This window comes from Streptomyces sp. NPDC085866, assembly GCF_044541035.1.
Taxonomy (GTDB): domain Bacteria; phylum Actinomycetota; class Actinomycetes; order Streptomycetales; family Streptomycetaceae; genus Streptomyces.
Genome location: NZ_JBITSQ010000025.1, coordinates 13,628 through 29,780, shown reverse-complemented (window position 1 = coordinate 29,780; position 16,153 = coordinate 13,628). Strand labels below are relative to the sequence as shown.

At 72.8% G+C, this 16,153-nt stretch carries 9 protein-coding genes; 7 read left to right on the top strand and 2 right to left on the bottom strand.

The window, feature by feature from the left end; genetic code table 11:
- Positions 1-43: 43 nt before the first annotated feature.
- Together ACIF83_RS41755 and ACIF83_RS41750 are read left to right on the top strand one after the other, a co-directional pair.
- Positions 44-934 carry a hypothetical protein gene (locus ACIF83_RS41755; RefSeq protein ID WP_399735381.1) on the top strand — a complete coding sequence of 297 codons (891 nt, stop codon included), beginning with the start codon at positions 44-46 and terminating at the stop codon, positions 932-934.
- A gap of 42 nt (positions 935-976) precedes the next feature.
- On the top strand, positions 977-5,647 hold the full coding sequence (locus ACIF83_RS41750; protein WP_399735378.1) for a hypothetical protein: 4,671 nt from the start codon (positions 977-979) through the stop codon (positions 5,645-5,647).
- Positions 5,648-5,680: 33 nt separating this feature from the next.
- On the opposite strand, the gene ACIF83_RS41745 is transcribed toward ACIF83_RS41750, so the two are convergent.
- On the bottom strand, positions 5,681-6,214 hold the full coding sequence (locus tag ACIF83_RS41745) for a hypothetical protein (RefSeq protein ID WP_393476572.1): 534 nt from the start codon (positions 6,212-6,214) through the stop codon (positions 5,681-5,683).
- Positions 6,215-6,635: 421 nt separating this feature from the next.
- Here ACIF83_RS41745 and ACIF83_RS41740 point away from each other — a divergent pair, with 421 nt between their 5' ends.
- Genes ACIF83_RS41740 through ACIF83_RS41720 form a run of 5 tightly spaced genes read left to right on the top strand, consistent with a single transcriptional unit; the run spans position 6,636 to position 14,525 of the window.
- A complete protein-coding gene (locus tag ACIF83_RS41740) occupies positions 6,636-9,440 on the top strand; it encodes a nitrate- and nitrite sensing domain-containing protein (protein ID WP_399735375.1) in 2,805 nt (934 codons plus the stop codon).
- The gene (locus tag ACIF83_RS41735) at positions 9,437-9,871 is read left to right on the top strand and encodes a roadblock/LC7 domain-containing protein (RefSeq protein WP_393475448.1); all 435 of its coding nucleotides are present in this window, start codon (positions 9,437-9,439) and stop codon (positions 9,869-9,871) included. The genes ACIF83_RS41740 and ACIF83_RS41735 overlap by 4 nt, the downstream gene beginning before the upstream one ends.
- A 9-nt stretch (positions 9,872-9,880) precedes the next feature.
- Complete coding sequence (locus ACIF83_RS41730) at positions 9,881-10,276, top strand: DUF742 domain-containing protein (protein ID WP_393475445.1); 396 nt, start codon at positions 9,881-9,883, stop codon at positions 10,274-10,276.
- Between the two features lie 24 nt (positions 10,277-10,300).
- Positions 10,301-13,939: a hydantoinase B/oxoprolinase family protein gene (locus ACIF83_RS41725; RefSeq protein ID WP_399735367.1), complete on the top strand. Its 3,639-nt coding sequence runs from the start codon at positions 10,301-10,303 to the stop codon at positions 13,937-13,939.
- Positions 13,920-14,525: an ATP/GTP-binding protein gene (locus tag ACIF83_RS41720; protein ID WP_393475440.1), complete on the top strand. Its 606-nt coding sequence runs from the start codon at positions 13,920-13,922 to the stop codon at positions 14,523-14,525. The genes ACIF83_RS41725 and ACIF83_RS41720 overlap by 20 nt, the downstream gene beginning before the upstream one ends.
- An 87-nt stretch (positions 14,526-14,612) precedes the next feature.
- On the opposite strand, the gene glpK is transcribed toward ACIF83_RS41720, so the two are convergent.
- Positions 14,613-16,133 (bottom strand): glycerol kinase GlpK, encoded by a 1,521-nt coding sequence (glpK, locus tag ACIF83_RS41715; protein ID WP_399735364.1) that lies wholly within the window; start codon positions 16,131-16,133, stop codon positions 14,613-14,615.
- Between the last annotated feature and the right edge of the window lie 20 nt (positions 16,134-16,153).

The following is a 16,153-nucleotide window of genomic DNA, read 5'->3' as shown; positions in this document are numbered from 1 at the left end:
GAGTTGCGTCCTCCCTCAGTTTCAAGAACAAGGAGTTGTGTCCGTGAGCGAGCACGTCGAGTGGAGTGAGGCGGAGAGCCCCGTCGCGCCGGCGACCACCGCCGTCACCCCCGCCGACGCCGCCGACGCGGCGCGGCTCGTCGCCTTCGGGTTGCAGCCCAAGCTGCAGCCGGCGCGTGACCAGGAGTACACGGAGCTGCTGCGCCGCTACCGCGACGATCCGGCGTTCGCGCGGCTCGCCGACGCCGTCGCCGCCGGTCTCGGGCTCGTCGTACTGGAGGTGTCCCCGCGCGCGGGGATGGCCGTGACGGCCGCCGAGGACTCGGTGTTCGCCGTCCGCATGGGCGACTACGCGCGTCGCACCGCCGCCGACTCGGGGGACCGGTTCCTGCACGGACTGGCCCATCTCGCCGTGGCCGCGCTGGCGTTCCCGCGCCCGGAGGACCTCGCCGACGACTCCTACATCGGCCGGATCACCGTCAACGGCGTCGACGCCTTCGTACGGCAGGCGTGCCGCCGCCTCGAGGAGCGTGCCGAGGAGCAGGGCGACAACACCGACCCGGCGACCGACGCGCCCGGGCTGGAGGCCGCCTGGCGGATCTGGGCCAGACGCAGCTCGACCGGCGCCACCAAGGACGCCCGCAGGCTCGCCGGTTCCACCACGGGCATCGTCGGCAAGGCGGCGGCCTTCCTCACCGACTCGGGGTTCCTGCAGCGCACCGGTGACGACCACGGCGGCACCTACCGCACCATGGCGCGCTACCAGCTCCAGGTGCGCGACATGGCAGGCAGCGCCGCGATGGCGGAACTGCTGGAGCTGGGCGTCGTCCCGGTCACCGACGGCACGGCCAGTCTGCTGCCCGCCGACGACACGGACGACCTGGACCTGGTGGCCGACGCCGGGCTGCCGTTCCACGCGCCTTCGCACCCCTGACAAACCTCCCCTGATCTGCCGGAAGACTGACGAGAGTCCGCCATGTACGAGCTGTCCCGGGTCCGCCTCTACTCCATCGGGCCGGCCGGTGCGCGCTACGCCGACACCGTGCTCGACCTGCGGGGCGTGGGCGAGCCCGTGCCCGACCCCGCGCCCATGCAGGCGGAGTTCTTCGAGGAGGAACCGGCCGGACCGCCGCGCCGCCCCGCGCCCGCGGGCGTGCTGTTCCTGGAGAACGGCGGCGGCAAGTCCGTGCTGCTCAAGCTGATCTTCTCGGTGATGCTGCCCGGCCACCGCAACACCCTCGGCGGCGCCAGCTCCGGCGTGCTGCGCAAGTTCCTGCTCGCCGACGACTGCGGGCACGTGGCGCTGGAGTGGCAGCACGTGCTGACCGGCGAGTGCGTGGTCGTCGGCAAGGTCAGCGAGTGGCGCGGACGCCAGGTCTCCAACGATCCGCGGAAGTTCGCCGAGGCCTGGTACTCCTTCCGGCCCGGCCCCGGCCTGAGCCTGGACAACCTGCCCGTCGCCGAGTCCACCGCCGTACGGCCGCCCGTCGAGGGCGCCTCGGGCGCCCAGGGCCGCCGCCGCACCATGAAGGGTTTCCGCGACGCCCTCACCGAGGCCGGCAAGGCCTACCCGCATCTGGAGGTGCACTGGGAGGAGATCCACGACCGCTGGATCGAGCACCTCGGCGACCTCGGCCTCGACCCCGAACTCTTCCGCTACCAGCGGGAGATGAACGCCGACGAGGGCGAGGCGGCCGGACTCTTCGCGGTCAAGAAGGACTCCGACTTCACCGACCTGCTGCTGCGCGCGGTCACCGACACCCGCGACACCGACGGCCTCGCCGACCTCGTCAGCGGCTTCGGCAACAAGCTGGGCCGGCGCGCCGAGCTGATCGCCGAACGGGACTTCACGGCCGGTTCCGTGGACCTGCTCGGGCGGATCGTCGAAGCCGCCGAGGCACGCTCACGCGCGCGTGACATCCACGCCGGCGCCGAGCGCCGTACCCGCACGCTGGCCCGGCGCCTTTCCGCGCGGGCCGTGCAGGAACGGGTACGGGCCGCCGACCTGGCGCAGCGCGTCACGGCCGCCGCCTACGCCGTCACACACTCCGAGGGCGCGCGGGAGCGCAGCGCGCTGATCGCCGCGGAACTCGCCTTCCGGCACGCCTCCCTGGCACTCGCCGCCGCCGAGAAGTCCGCCGCCGCGCAGAAGCGCGAGCTGGCCGACGCGCGCACGCTGCACTCCGCCTGGCAGGCCGCCGAGGCCGTGCTGCGGCACCGCGCCGCCGCCGATCGCGTCGCGCGTGTGTCCGCCGCGATCCAGGAGGCCGAGCGGGACGCCGCGCCCGCGCTCGCCGCCCGGGCCAAGGCCGCCGTGGACCTCGTACGGGCCCTGCACGCGGCCGCCGAGAGCGCCGAGGCCCTCGCCAACGAGGAGGAGGAGCGCTCCGCCGCGCTCCAGGAGGTCAGCGACTCCGCCTACCGGGACTCCACCTCCGCCGCCACCGAGGCGCAGCGCGCCCGCAGTGAGGCCGGGCACCTGCGCCAGCGTCTCGCCGAGGTCGAGCAGGAGACGGCCGAGGCGGTCCGCGCGGGCTGGCTCGACGACAGCGCACCGGACGCCGACCCGGCCCGTGCCGCCCTCGCCGCCAGCGACGCCGAGAAGACCGCCGTGGCCGCCTGGGACACGGCCCGTGAGGCCGCCCGCAAAGCGACCGAGCACGCGCGCGAGGCGGCCTCCGCCGAGTCCCGCGCGGAGCTGACCGCGGCCCGCGCGGCGGACGCGGCGACGGCGGCCGAGCGGAGCCACGAGGCCGAGCGGCGCCTCGCCGAGGCTCTGGCCGCCGAGGAACGGCTCGCGGAGCTGCTGAGCCTGCCGGGCGCGCCCGGGACGGCGCGGGCCGGAGTGCCCGGCCCCAGGTCCGGAGCGGCCGACGGATCACCCGCGCGCGGGGGCGACTCGTCCGAGGGCTCGCGTTCCGTTGCCGAGAGCCCGCTCAGCCCCGAGGAACTCGACGGATTCGCGGACGAGTTGCGCGGCCTGCTCGACGACGCCGTGACGACCGCCGAACGGCACCTCTTCGAACTGCGCACCGCCGCGGCCGACGACGCCCGCATCCTCGGTGCCCTCGGCGACGGCGGACTGCTGCCGCCCGGGCCGGACGTGCTGGCCACCGTCGAGTTCCTCGGCGAACACGGCATCCCCGCGCTGCCCGGCTGGCGCTACCTCGCCCAGGCCGTCGACCCCGCCGACCACGCGCGCGTGCTCGCCGCCCGCCCCGAACTGGTCGACGGCGTCATCATCACCGACCCGGACACGCACGCGCGTGCCCGCGAGGCGCTCAGCGACGCCGCCCTGCTGCCGCGCTCCGCCGTGGCCGTCGGCACGGCCGCCGCCCTGCTGGCCCCGACCCCGGCCCCCGACGCCACCCCGGGTGACGTCTTCCTGGTGCCGCCGAACCCGGCCATGCACGACGAGCACGCGGCCGACGAGGAGCGGCAGGCACTGCGCGCGCGGGCCACCGAGCGCGACGAGGAGATCCGCGCCCTCGCCGCCCGCCTCGGCAAGGACCGTGAACTGGCCGCGCGGCTCGCGTCCTGGCGCACCGGTTGCCCGGCCGGACGCCTCACCGAACTCGCCGAGGCCGCCCGGGAGGCGCGGGCGTTCACGGAGGAGGCCGAGGCCGAGCTGGCCGAGGCGCGCACCATGCGCGCGGAGACCGACGAGGCCGCCGCCGAGGCCACACAGGTCCGTGACGAGCGGCAGGAGGCCGCGCAGAAGGCCCGCCGTGCCGCCGACGCCCTCGCCGGACTCGCCTACCGGCTGCGCGAGCGCGCCGGCTGGCAGGTCAAGCTCCGCGAACTCGCCGACGAGGCCACCGAGTCGGAGGCCCGCGCCCAGACCTGCCTGGACCGCGCCCGCGCAGCCGACGAGGACCGCCGCGCCACCCAGCGCGCCGCCGACGACGCCCGCCGCACCGCGCGTGCCCTGCGCGCCGAGCGCTCCGAGATCGCCGGCGCCCCCGACGACGTACCGGTGGCGGACGAGGACGCCCCGAAGGCGTCCCTGCCGGCCCTGCGCGAGGCCTACCGGGCGGCCTCCCAGGTCTACGAGAAGGTCGGCGTCGGCGCCGACCTGCGCGCCGAGCAGGCCCGCGCGGAGAGCGACGAGAGCGCGTCCCTCGCCGAACTGGACCGGCTCAGCAACAAGGTCCGCACACGCGCCGAACAGCTGCTCCAGTCCCCCGACGGCTCCGACGGCCCCTCCCGGCAGGCCGCCGCCGCGCGTGCCGAGGAGCTGGTACAGCTCCTGGAGACCCGGATGTCGACCGCGAGCGAACAGCTGGGCCGGCTGCGCGGCGAGGCGGAGCGGCACGCCCCCGAGGACGGCGGGGCGCACACCGACCTGGCCGAGGAACTCGTGCCGCGCGACGCCGAGCACGCCCAGGCCCTCCTGCGCACCGCCACGGCCGAACTCGCCACCCGCACCGAGGCACTGGCCGAGGCCCGGGAGGCCCACGCGGAGCTGCTCGACGCCCACCGTGCCGCCGAGGACGCGGCCGGCGGCTTCGACGAGATCGCCGCGATGCTCCGCGACCTGCTGCGCGAGCACACCCCCGAGGAGGATCAGGAGGAGCCGGAGCCGTACCCCGGCAACCTGGAGGAGGCCCGGCACTCGGCCGCCGAGGCCCGCCGCTCGCTGCGTGGCTGCTCCGCCGACCTGTCCGCCGCCGAGTCGGCGGTGCGCGAGGCGAGCGACGTGCTCGTCCGGCACGCCAACTCCACCCGCTACGAACAGGTCCGGACGCCGGCGCGGCAGCAGATCCGCGAGCTGCCCGCCTCCGCGCTGCCCGAGCACGCCCAGCGGTGGGCGGACGCGTTCGCGCCTCGACTGCGCGTCCTCACCGACGAGTTGGCACAGCTGGAGCGCAACCGAGACTCGATCGTGGACCGGCTCAGGGGCCTGGTCGAGTCGGCCCTCGCCACCCTGCGCTCCGCCCAGCGGCTCTCCCGACTCCCGGAGGGGCTCGGCGAGTGGTCCGGGCAGGAGTTCCTGCGCATCCGCTTCGAGGAGCCCGACCAGGCCACGCTCACCGAGCGGCTCGGCGAGGTCATCGACGAGGCCACACGCGCGGCCGTCAAGAAGAACTCCGACCTGCGCCGGGACGGCATGTCCCTGCTGCTGCGCGGAGTCGCGGCGGCGCTGCAGCCGAAGGGCGTGGCCGTCGAGATCCTCAAGCCCGACGCCGTACTGCGCGCCGAGCGTGTGCCCGTCGGGCAGATGGGCGACGTGTTCTCGGGCGGCCAGCTGCTGACGGCCGCCATCGCCCTGTACTGCACGATGGCGGCCCTGCGCTCGAACGACCGGGGCCGCGACAAGCACCGGCACGCCGGCACGCTGTTCCTGGACAACCCCATCGGCCGCGCCAATGCGACGTACCTGCTGGAGCTGCAGCGGGCCGTCTCCGACGCGCTGGGCGTCCAGCTGCTGTACACCACCGGCCTGTTCGACACGACCGCGCTGGCCGAGTTCCCGCTGGTCATCCGGCTGCGCAACGACGCCGACCTCAGGGCGGGCCTGAAGTACATCAGCGTGGAGGAACACCTCCGGCCCGGGCTGCCGCAGCAACCCCAGGCCGGAGAGGCGGTGCACAGCGAGATCACGGCGACGCGGATGTTCAAGAAGCCGGCAGCCACAACGCCCTGAGGGGCGCCGGGCCGCGTGCCGGCCGCCCGCAGGTCAGGAGTGCGACAGCTGCCCGGAGCCGCCCCGACGGCGTATCCGCTCCTGCTCGCGCAGGGCGGCCCGCTCCTGACGCCGGCGGGCCCGGCGCTCGCGGCGCAGTGACCGGGCCGTGCTGCTCGGCTCGGAGACCACGCCGTTGCGCTGGTTCCACACCTGGCGGGTCACCCACACGTCGACCACGGCCCACGTGGCCACCACTGTGCTGGCCACGCTGCTGATGACCATCGGGAACGCCAGCCAGGACCCGGCCAGCGTGCACAGGAACGCCACCATGGCCTGGATCATCGTCACCGCGATGATCAGCACCGCCCGCACCGCCGCCGTACGCACCGGGTCGGGCATCCGGCGCCGGCGGGCCGGCTCCTCGATCCACAGCGGCCGGTTGTACGGCTGCTCCTGCCCGTCGGTGGACTCCCCGGCACGCCCACGTGCCGGAATGTCGCGATCCGGCGCCTCGTCCTCCCGCCGCGCCGCCGAGCGCACCGCCACGCTCTTCTCGGACGCCCCGCGCCGCTCCGCCGTGCCCATCACCGTGTCACTCCCCACCGCCGGCAGACCGCTCGCCCCGGTGTCCACCGACACCGACTCCCCAGTGGTTGCCCGGCTTGCGCTGTTTTACGCCGCCGGGGTGCGGGATGCGGCTCCTGTGGCCGATTCCGCCCCCATTTCCCGTAGAGAAAGACGAACAACCACCCTCGAAGATTCCCCACTTGCGAAAAATTCCAGCCAACTGACTGACCGTTCAGCTTCGGACCGCCCCGTCACAGAGACCCGGATCCCGGGCACAATCTCCCGCAATGCCCGGACAACTCGCCATGTCTCGCCGCCGGTGCGGAAGTTCACCCTCCGGACATGTCTTCGAGTTACCTGTGGGGCGGTAGTAGGCTCGCGCACGTTTGCTGACGGACATATGTACCCCCGACCGGCGGGGGTCGAGCTGGGGGAGGCCATGCGCTTTCGCGGGAAGTCGATCCGCCGGAAGATCGTGGCGCTGCTTCTCGTGCCGCTGGTGTCCCTGGCTGCCATCTGGGGCTTCGCCACGGTACTCACGGGGCGTGAGGTCACCCGGCTCTTCCATGTGTCCGACATCGTCCAGAACGTCGCCTATCCCACCGAGGACACCGTCCGCGGCCTGCAACAGGAACGCCGTCAGACCCTCGTCTACCTCGCCGACCCGCGCGCGGCCGACGCCCTCACGGCGCTGCACCGCACCCGCACCGCCACCGACCGGGCCGTCGCCGAGATCCGCAGGAACGCCAAGGACCACGACGTCCGCGACGCCATGGACGCGGAAGACGACGAGCGCCTCACCACCGTCCTGGACGCCTTCGACAGCCTCGACTCCCTGCGCCGCAGCGTCGAGCAGCGCACGGTCAACCGTGCCCAGGCCCTCGACCGCTACAACCGGCTCGTCGACCCCTGCTACACCCTGCTGGACGCCCTCGACGGCATCGACGACGTCGATATGGACAAGCAGGCCCGGGCCCTGGTCAACGTGAACCGCGCCCGCGAACTGCTCTCCCGCGAGGACGCCCTGCTCGGCTCGGCGCTGGTGGTCGGCAGGCTCTCCCACGACGAGACCCGCGACATCTCCGACCTCGTCGCCCAGCGCACCCTCCTGTACGACATCAGCCTGCCGCTGCTGCCCGCCTCGGAGCGCGAACGGTACGAACGCTTCTGGAAGAACGCCACCACCGCCCCGCTGCGCGTGGCCGAACAGAGCGCCATCGGCACCGACTCCGGAGCCCCGCGCGGTGTCACGGCCCAGAGCTGGGACTCGACCGCGGCGAGCGTCCTCGACGAACTCGGCACCCTGGACGACCAGGTCGGCGACCGCTTCCAGGACCGCACAGAACCCGTGGCCATGGGCGTGATCGTGCAGGCGGCCGTCGCCGGCGTCCTCGGCCTCGTCGCCCTCCTGCTCTCCATCGTCCTGTCCGTGCGCGTCGGCCGCAGTCTCATCCGCGACCTGCGGCAGCTGCGCCTGGAGGCACACGAGGCGTCCGGTGTGCGGCTGCCCAGCGTGATGCGCAGACTCTCCGCCGGGGAACAGGTCGACGTCGAGACCGAGGTGCCCCGGCTGGAGTACGACAAGAACGAGATGGGCGAGGTCGGCCAGGCCCTCAACACCCTCCAGCGCGCAGCCGTCGAGGCTGCCGTCAAGCAGGCCCAACTGCGGGCCGGTGTCTCCGAGGTCTTCGTCAACCTCGCCCGCCGCAGCCAGGTCCTCCTGCACAAGCAGCTCACCCTGCTCGACACCATGGAGCGCAGGACCGAGGACACCGAAGAACTCGCCGACCTGTTCCGCCTGGACCACCTCACCACCCGGATGCGCCGGCACGCCGAGGGCCTGGTGATCCTCTCCGGCGCCGCACCGTCGCGGCAGTGGCGCCGCCCGGTGCAGCTGATGGACATCGTCCGGGCCGCCGTCGCCGAGGTCGAGGACTACGAGCGCATCGAGGTGCGGCGCCTGGCACGGGTCGCGGTCACCGGTCCGGCCGTCGCCGACGTCACCCACCTCGTGGCCGAACTCCTGGAGAACGCCACGGTCTTCTCGCCGCCGCACACCGCCGTCCAGGTCCTCGGCGAGCGGGTCGCCAACGGCTTCACCCTGGAGATCCACGACCGGGGACTCGGCATGACGGCCGAGGCGCTGCTCGACGCCAACCTCCGGCTCGCCGAGACCCCCGAGTTCGAACTCTCGGACACGGACCGGCTCGGACTGTTCGTGGTCAGCCGTCTCGCCCAGCGCCAGAACGTCCGCGTCTCCCTGCAGCCGTCCCCCTACGGCGGCACCACCGCCGTCGTGTTCATCCCCGACGCGCTGCTGACCGACGACGTCCCGGACACCAACGGCATCGGCTTCCGCCTCGACCGCCCCTCGAAGGAAGCCGAGCCGGCGGCGAGCCTCACCCCCGCCCGGTCGCAGGCCCCGGTGCAGCTGCCCGGCCTGCCGGCCTCCCTGCTGGACGGCCCGGTCGAGCTGGAGGCTCCCGTGGACCTGGACGCCATCGACGACTTCCCGGGTGCCCTGAGCGACGAGGAGAGCGAGCGCGGCGGCCTGTTCCGCCCCCGCCGCCCCCGCGGCCGTGCCGAGGACGAGGGGGCCTCCCGGCTGATCGAGCCCCATCAGCCCGCCTCCCCGCGCGCCGACGACACCCCGGCCGGCGACCGCTCCGGCGGACCCGTACCGCTGCCCCGGCGCCAGACGCCGAAGCTGGTCAGCTCGCACGGCAGGCCCGTCACCGAGCAGCGGTCCCGCCGTGGCGAACCGGACGAGCAGACCGCGGCCGGCCCGCGCCGCCCCGACACCGGGGGACTGGCTCCCCTCCCCGCCCGACGCCGCGGTGAGGCGGCCCGGCGCACCGGAGCCGCCGACCGCGTCGACGAGCGCACGGCCACCGCGGCCGGCGGCGGGGACCAGACCTCCGAAGCCCCGGCGCTGGCCAGACGACCCCGGCCCGCGGTGGCCGCCTCCGGCGGCGGCCAGGACGACGGCGTCCCGCACACCGGCGGCCCGGCCTCCGGGCCGTTGCCCCGGCGCGTGCGACAGGCCAACCTGGCCCCGCAGCTGAAGCAGGAAGCCGAACGGCGCCCGGAACGCGCGGCGCAGCCCGCCGACCGCGACGCCGACGAGGTCCGCAGCCGGATGGCCTCGCTCCAGCGGGGCTGGCAGCGTGGCCGTGAGGAGAACGCCGCGGGCGACGCCCGGGACGGCACAGCACAAGGAACGACTAAGGGGGACGGTCGATGACCGCACCGAAGGCCACCGGCCACACGGAGACCAACAAGGGCGAGCTGAACTGGCTCCTGGACGAGCTCGTCGACCGGGTCGCCAGCATCCGCAAGGCCGTCGTGCTCTCCGGCGACGGTCTGCCCACGGGTGTGTCCAAGGACCTGACCAGGGAGGACAGCGAGCACCTGGCCGCGGTCGCGTCCGGCTTCCACAGCCTCGCCAAGGGCGTGGGCAGGCACTTCGACGCGGGCAGCGTCCGGCAGACCGTGGTCGAGCTCGACGACGCCTTCCTGTTCGTCACCGCAGCCGGGGACGGCAGCTGCCTCGCGGTCCTTTCGGACGCCGACTCCGACGTCGGGCAGGTCGCCTACGAGATGACGCTGCTGGTCAAGCGGGTCGGTGTACATCTGGGCGCCGCTCCGCGCACCGATCTGCCCGCAGGCGGGTAGTGGGATGACATGAGCGTAGACGGTCAGGGAAGTAGCCACTGGTTCGACGACGAGGCCGGCCCGGTCGTCCGTCCGTACGCCATGACGCGCGGCCGCACCTCCAGTCCGGCCCAGCACCGCCTCGATCTGATCGCGGTGGTCGTCACCGAACCCGACGCCGGGGATCCGGAGACGGACCCGACGCTCTCCCCGGAGCACGTGGAGATCGTCGGGCTCTGCCGTACGGAACCGCAGTCGCTCGCGGAACTCGCCGCGGAGCTCGACCTGCCCATCGGGGTGGTGCGTGTCCTCATCGGGGACCTCGTGCACGCGGAACTCGTCCATGTGACGCGTCCGGTGCCCCCGGCGGAGCTGCCGGACGAGAGTATTCTGCGCGACGTGATCAACGGCCTCCGGGCGCTGTGACCGGCGCGGAAGCGGAGTAGTGACGTGACAGGCTGGCAGTTCTGGGTCGACCGAGGCGGCACCTTCACCGACATCGTCGCGCGTCGCCCGGACGGCCGCCTGCTCACGCACAAACTGCTCTCCGACAACCCCGCCCGATACGCGGACGCGGCTGTCGCAGGCGTACGCGAACTGCTCGACGGCGCCCCGGAGCCCATCGACGCCGTCCGCATGGGCACCACGGTCGCCACCAACGCCCTGCTGGAACGCAAGGGCGAACGCACCCTCCTGGTGATCACCCGCGGCTTCCGCGACGCCCTTCGCATCGCCTACCAGAACCGCCCCAGCATCTTCGCCCGACGCATCGAACTGCCCGAGCTGCTCTACGAACGCGTGATCGAGGTCGACGAGCGCATCGCCGCCGACGGCACCGTCCTGCGGGACCCCGACCTCGACGCCCTCGCGGGCCCCCTCCGGCAGGCGTACGACGACGGGATCCGCGCGGTCGCCGTCGTCTGCCTCCACAGCCACCTGCACCCCGCCCATGAACACGCCATCGGCGACCTCGCCGCCCGTACCGGCTTCCCGCAGATCTCGCTGTCCAGTGAGACCAGCCCTCTGATGAAGCTCGTCCCGCGCGGGGACACCGCCGTCGTCGACGCCTACCTGTCGCCCGTTCTGCACCGCTACGTCCGGCACGTCGCCGACGAACTCCGTGGCGTGCGGCTGATGTTCATGCAGTCCAACGGCGGGCTCACCGAGGCGGGGCAGTTCCGCGGCAAGGACGCCATCCTCTCCGGGCCGGCCGGCGGCATCGTCGGCATGGCCCGGATGTCGCAGCGCGCCGGATTCGACCGCGTCATCGGCTTCGACATGGGCGGCACCTCCACCGACGTCTCGCACTTCGCGGGCGAGTACGAACGGGTCTTCACCACCCAGATCGCGGGCGTCCGGCTGCGCGCCCCCATGCTGGACATCCACACCGTCGCCGCGGGCGGCGGCTCCGTGCTCCACTTCGACGGCTCCCGCTACCGCGTCGGCCCCGACTCGGCCGGCGCCGCCCCGGGCCCCGCCTGCTACCGCGCCGGCGGCCCGCTCACCGTCACCGACGCCAACGTGATGCTCGGCCGCATCCAACCCGCCCACTTCCCTACGGTGTTCGGTCAGGACGGCGACCAGCCGCTGGACGCGGCCCTCGTCCGCGAACGCTTTACCGCCCTCGCGCGAGAGATTCGCGAGCGGACCGGCGACGACCGCACCCCGGAGCAGGTGGCCGAGGGCTACCTGCAGATCGCCGTCGCCAACATCGCCAACGCCGTGAAGCGGATCTCCGTCCAGAAGGGCCATGACGTCACCCGCTACGCCCTCACCACCTTCGGCGGCGCCGGCGGTCAGCACGCGTGCAGCGTCGCGGACTCGCTCGGCATCCGCACCGTCCTCGTGCCCCCCATGGCTGGCCTCCTCTCCGCCCTCGGTATCGGCCTCGCCGACACCACGGCCATGCGCGAACAGTCCGTCGAGGCGCCCCTGGAGGCCGCCTCGATGCCCGGTATCCGCAAGACGGCCGACGACCTGGAGGCCGCCGCGCGCGCCGAACTCCTCGCCGAGGACGTCCCGGAGGACCGCGTCGAGGTCACCCGCCGTGCCCAGCTGCGCTACGACGGCACGGACACCGCCCTCACCGTCGCGCTCACCGAGCCGGACACCATGAGGCACGCCTTCGAAGAACGTCATCGCGCCACGTACTCCTTCACCCTCGACCGCCCGATCGTCGTCGAAGCCCTCTCCGTCGAAGCCACCGGCATCACCGCACCCCCCGATCTCTCCGCCCTCGCCCCGTACGAAGGCCACCCCGCCGCGCCCGAGACGGTCCGCCTCCACACCGGCGGCGCCTGGCGCGACGTACCCCTCCACCGCCGGGAGGCCCTTCCGCCCGGCGAGACCGTCACCGGACCCGCGGTCATCACCGAGGCCGGCGCCACGACCGTCGTCGACGACGGCTGGCGGGCCGCTGCGACCGACGAAGGGCATCTGCTCATGGAACGCGCGGCGATTACGCAGAGTTCCGATCTCGACACAAAAGCCGACCCGGTTCTGCTCGAGGTCTTCAACAACCTCTTCATGTCGATCGCCGAACAGATGGGCGCCCGGCTGGAGTCCACGGCCCAGTCCGTCAACATCAAGGAGCGTCTGGACTTCTCCTGCGCCCTGTTCGACCCGGACGGAAACCTGGTGGCCAACGCGCCCCACATCCCCGTCCACCTGGGCTCCATGGGCACCAGCGTCAAAGAGGTCATCCGCCGCCGCGGCACGTCGATGCGACCTGGCGACACCTACGCCGTCAACGACCCGTACCACGGCGGCACCCACCTGCCCGACGTCACCGTGATCACCCCGGTCTTCGACACCGACTCCGCGACGGACACGGAGAGTGAGCCGGAGATCCTCTTCTACGTCGCCTCCCGCGGCCACCACGCCGAGATCGGCGGCATCGCCCCCGGCTCCATGCCCGCCCACAGCAGGACCATCGAGGAGGAGGGCGTACTCTTCGACAACTGGCTGCTCGCCGAGAACGGCCGCTTCCGCGAGGAGGAGACCCACCGCCTGCTCACCGAGGCGCCCCACCCCTCCCGCAACGTCCGCACCAACCTCGCCGACCTGCGTGCCCAGATCGCCGCCAACCGCAAGGGCGTCGACGAAGTCCGCCGCATGATCGAGGAGTTCGGCCTCGACGTGGTACAGGCCTACATGCGGCACGTCCAGGACAACGCGGAGGAGGCGGTCCGCCGGGTCATCGATGTCCTGGACGACGGGGAGTACGCCTACGAGACGGACTCCGGCGCCGTCATCCGCGTCCGCGTGCGCGTCGACCGTGCCGGGCGCAGCGCCACCATCGACTTCACCGGCACCTCCGCACAGCTCGCCACCAACTTCAACGCCCCCTTCTCGGTGGTCAACGCGGCCGTCCTGTACGTCTTCCGCACGCTGGTCGCCGACGACATCCCGCTCAACGACGGCTGTCTGCGCCCGCTGGACATCGTCGTACCACCCGGCTCGATGCTTGCCCCCGAGCCGCCCGCCGCCGTCGTCGCGGGCAACGTCGAGACCTCCCAGGCGATCACCGGCGCCTTGTACGCCGCACTGGGTGTCCAGGCCGAGGGCTCCGGGACCATGAACAACGTGACCTTCGGCAACGAACGCCACCAGTACTACGAGACGGTCGCCTCCGGATCCGGTGCCGGCGACGGCTTCCCCGGCGCCGACGTCGTACAGACGCACATGACCAACTCGCGGCTCACCGACCCCGAAGTGCTGGAGTGGCGGCTGCCCGTCAGGCTCGAGGAGTTCGCCGTACGGCGGGGGAGCGGCGGCGTGGGACGCCGACGCGGCGGGGACGGTGCCGTGCGCCGTATCCGCTTCCTCGAACCCATGACCGTCTCCACGCTCTCCCAGCACCGCCGCGTGCCGCCGTACGGTATGGCCGGCGGAGGGCCCGGCGCGCTTGGCGCCAACCGGGTGGAGCGGGCCGACGGCACGGTCACCGAACTCGGCGGAAGCGGATCGGCGGACGTCGGTCCCGGCGACGTACTCGTCATCGAAACCCCCGGCGGCGGCGGCTACGGCCGACCGTCGCCCGACCACCATCAAGCAGGAGAAGAGATCGATGATCCTCGGGCGTACTGAACGCGGCATGCCCCCGGTCGAGCCCGTCACGCTCAAGATCCTGGTGGCCGGCGGCTTCGGCGTGGGCAAGACGACCCTAGTCGGCGCGGTCAGCGAGATCAGGCCGCTGCGCACCGAGGAGTCGCTGACCGAGGCCGGGCGCCCGGTCGACGACATCAGCGGCGTGGAGGGCAAGCACACCACCACCGTGGCCATGGACTTCGGCCGTATCACCCTGCGCGAGGACCTCGTGCTGTACCTGTTCGGAACGCCCGGGCAGGAACGGTTCTGGTTCATGTGGGACGAGCTGTCCGAAGGTGCGCTCGGGGCCGTGGTCCTCGCCGACACGCGCCGCCTGGAGGACTGCTTCGCCGCCGTCGACTACTTCGAGCGGCGCGGCATACCCTTCGTCGTCGGTGTCAACTGCTTCGAGGGCGCGGCCCGTTACCCCGCCGACGCCGTCCGGCAGGCCCTCGACCTGGACGACGGCGTGCCCGTCCTGCTGACCGACGCCCGCGACCGGGAGTCGGTCAAGGAGGTCCTCATCGGCGTCGTCCAGCATGCGATGGAGTACGGGGCCGAACGCCGCCAGGCCGTCACCACCTGAGCCACGACACGGCCCGTACCCCCGCCGACAGGGGTACGGGCCGTGGGCTCTGGGCGGGGCCGCACGCGCGTGTGGCGCGTGCGACTCCTAGGCTTCGTCGTCCTTCAGCCAGCCGAGGCTCTTCTCCACCGCCTTGTGCCAGTTGCGGTACTCGCGCTCACGCGCCGATGCCTCCATCGCCGGTGTCCACTCCGCGTCCTTCTGCCAGTGCGACTTCAGCTCGTCCAGGTCGTTCCACACGCCCGTCGCCAGGCCTGCCGCGTAGGCGGCGCCCAGGCAGGTGGTCTCGGAGACCCGGGGCCGGATCACCGGCACGCCGAGCACGTCCGCCTGGTGCTGCATGAGCAGGTTGTTCTTCGTCATGCCGCCGTCGACCTTCAGGGTCGTGATCCGCACCCCGGAGTCCTGGTACATGGCGTCCACGACCTCCCTCGTCTGCCAGCTCGTCGCCTCCAGCACCGCGCGCGCCAGGTGGGCCTTGGTGACGTACCGGGTCAGCCCGGTGACGACCCCGCGCGCGTCGGAGCGCCAGTAGGGAGCGAACAACCCCGAGAAGGCGGGCACGATGTAGGCGCCGCCGTTGTCCTCGACGCTCGCCGCCAGGGACTCGATCTCGTCGGCGCTGCGGATAATGCCGAGCTGGTCGCGGAACCACTGGACCAGCGCACCCGTTATCGCTATGGACCCCTCCAGGCAGTACACCGGCGCCTCACCGCCGATCTTGTAGCCCATCGTCGTGAGCAGCCCGCTCTTGGACGGCACCGGCCGGTCACCGGTGTTGAGCAGCAGGAAGCTGCCGGTGCCGTAGGTGTTCTTCGCGGTGCCGACGTCGTAGCAGGCCTGCCCGAACACGGCGGCCTGCTGGTCGCCCAGCGCAGAGGCCACGGGCACACCGGCGAGCTGGCCGACGGCGGTGCCGTACACCTCGGCGGACGACCTGATCTCGGGCAGGACCGCCTCCGGCACGTTCATGGCGGAGAGGATGGAGGGATCCCACTGGAGAGTCTCCAGGTTCATCAGCATGGTGCGGCCGGCGTTCGTGACGTCGGTGACGTGCCGGCCGCCGTCCGTGCCGCCGGTGAGGTTCCAGATCAGCCAGGAGTCGATGGTGCCGAAGGCGATCTCGCCGTGTTCGGCACGGTCCCTGAGGCCCGGCACGTTGTCCAGCAGCCAGGCCGCCTTGGGCCCGGAGAAGTAGCTGGCCAGCGGCAGTCCGGTCTGGTCGCGGAAGCGGTCCTGGCCGTCGGCGCCGCCCAGTTCGTTGCACAGCGCCGCGGTACGGGTGTCCTGCCAGACGATCGCGTTGTGCACGGGCTTGCCCGTGGCCCGGTCCCACAGGACCGTGGTCTCCCGCTGGTTCGTGATGCCGAGGGCGCTCAACTGGTCGGCGCGCAGCCCGGCCTTGGCCAGCGCCCCCGCCACCACGGCCTGCACCTTGGACCAGATCTCGGTGGCGTCGTGCTCCACCCAGCCCGGCTTGGGGAAGATCTGGCGGTGCTCGCGCTGGTCCACGGCGACGATCGCGCCGCCGTGGTCGAAGATGATGCAGCGGCTGGACGTGGTGCCCTGGTCGATGGCGGCGACGTACTTCTCGGCGGAATCCGTCATGGCTGTCCCTGGGTCGCTGG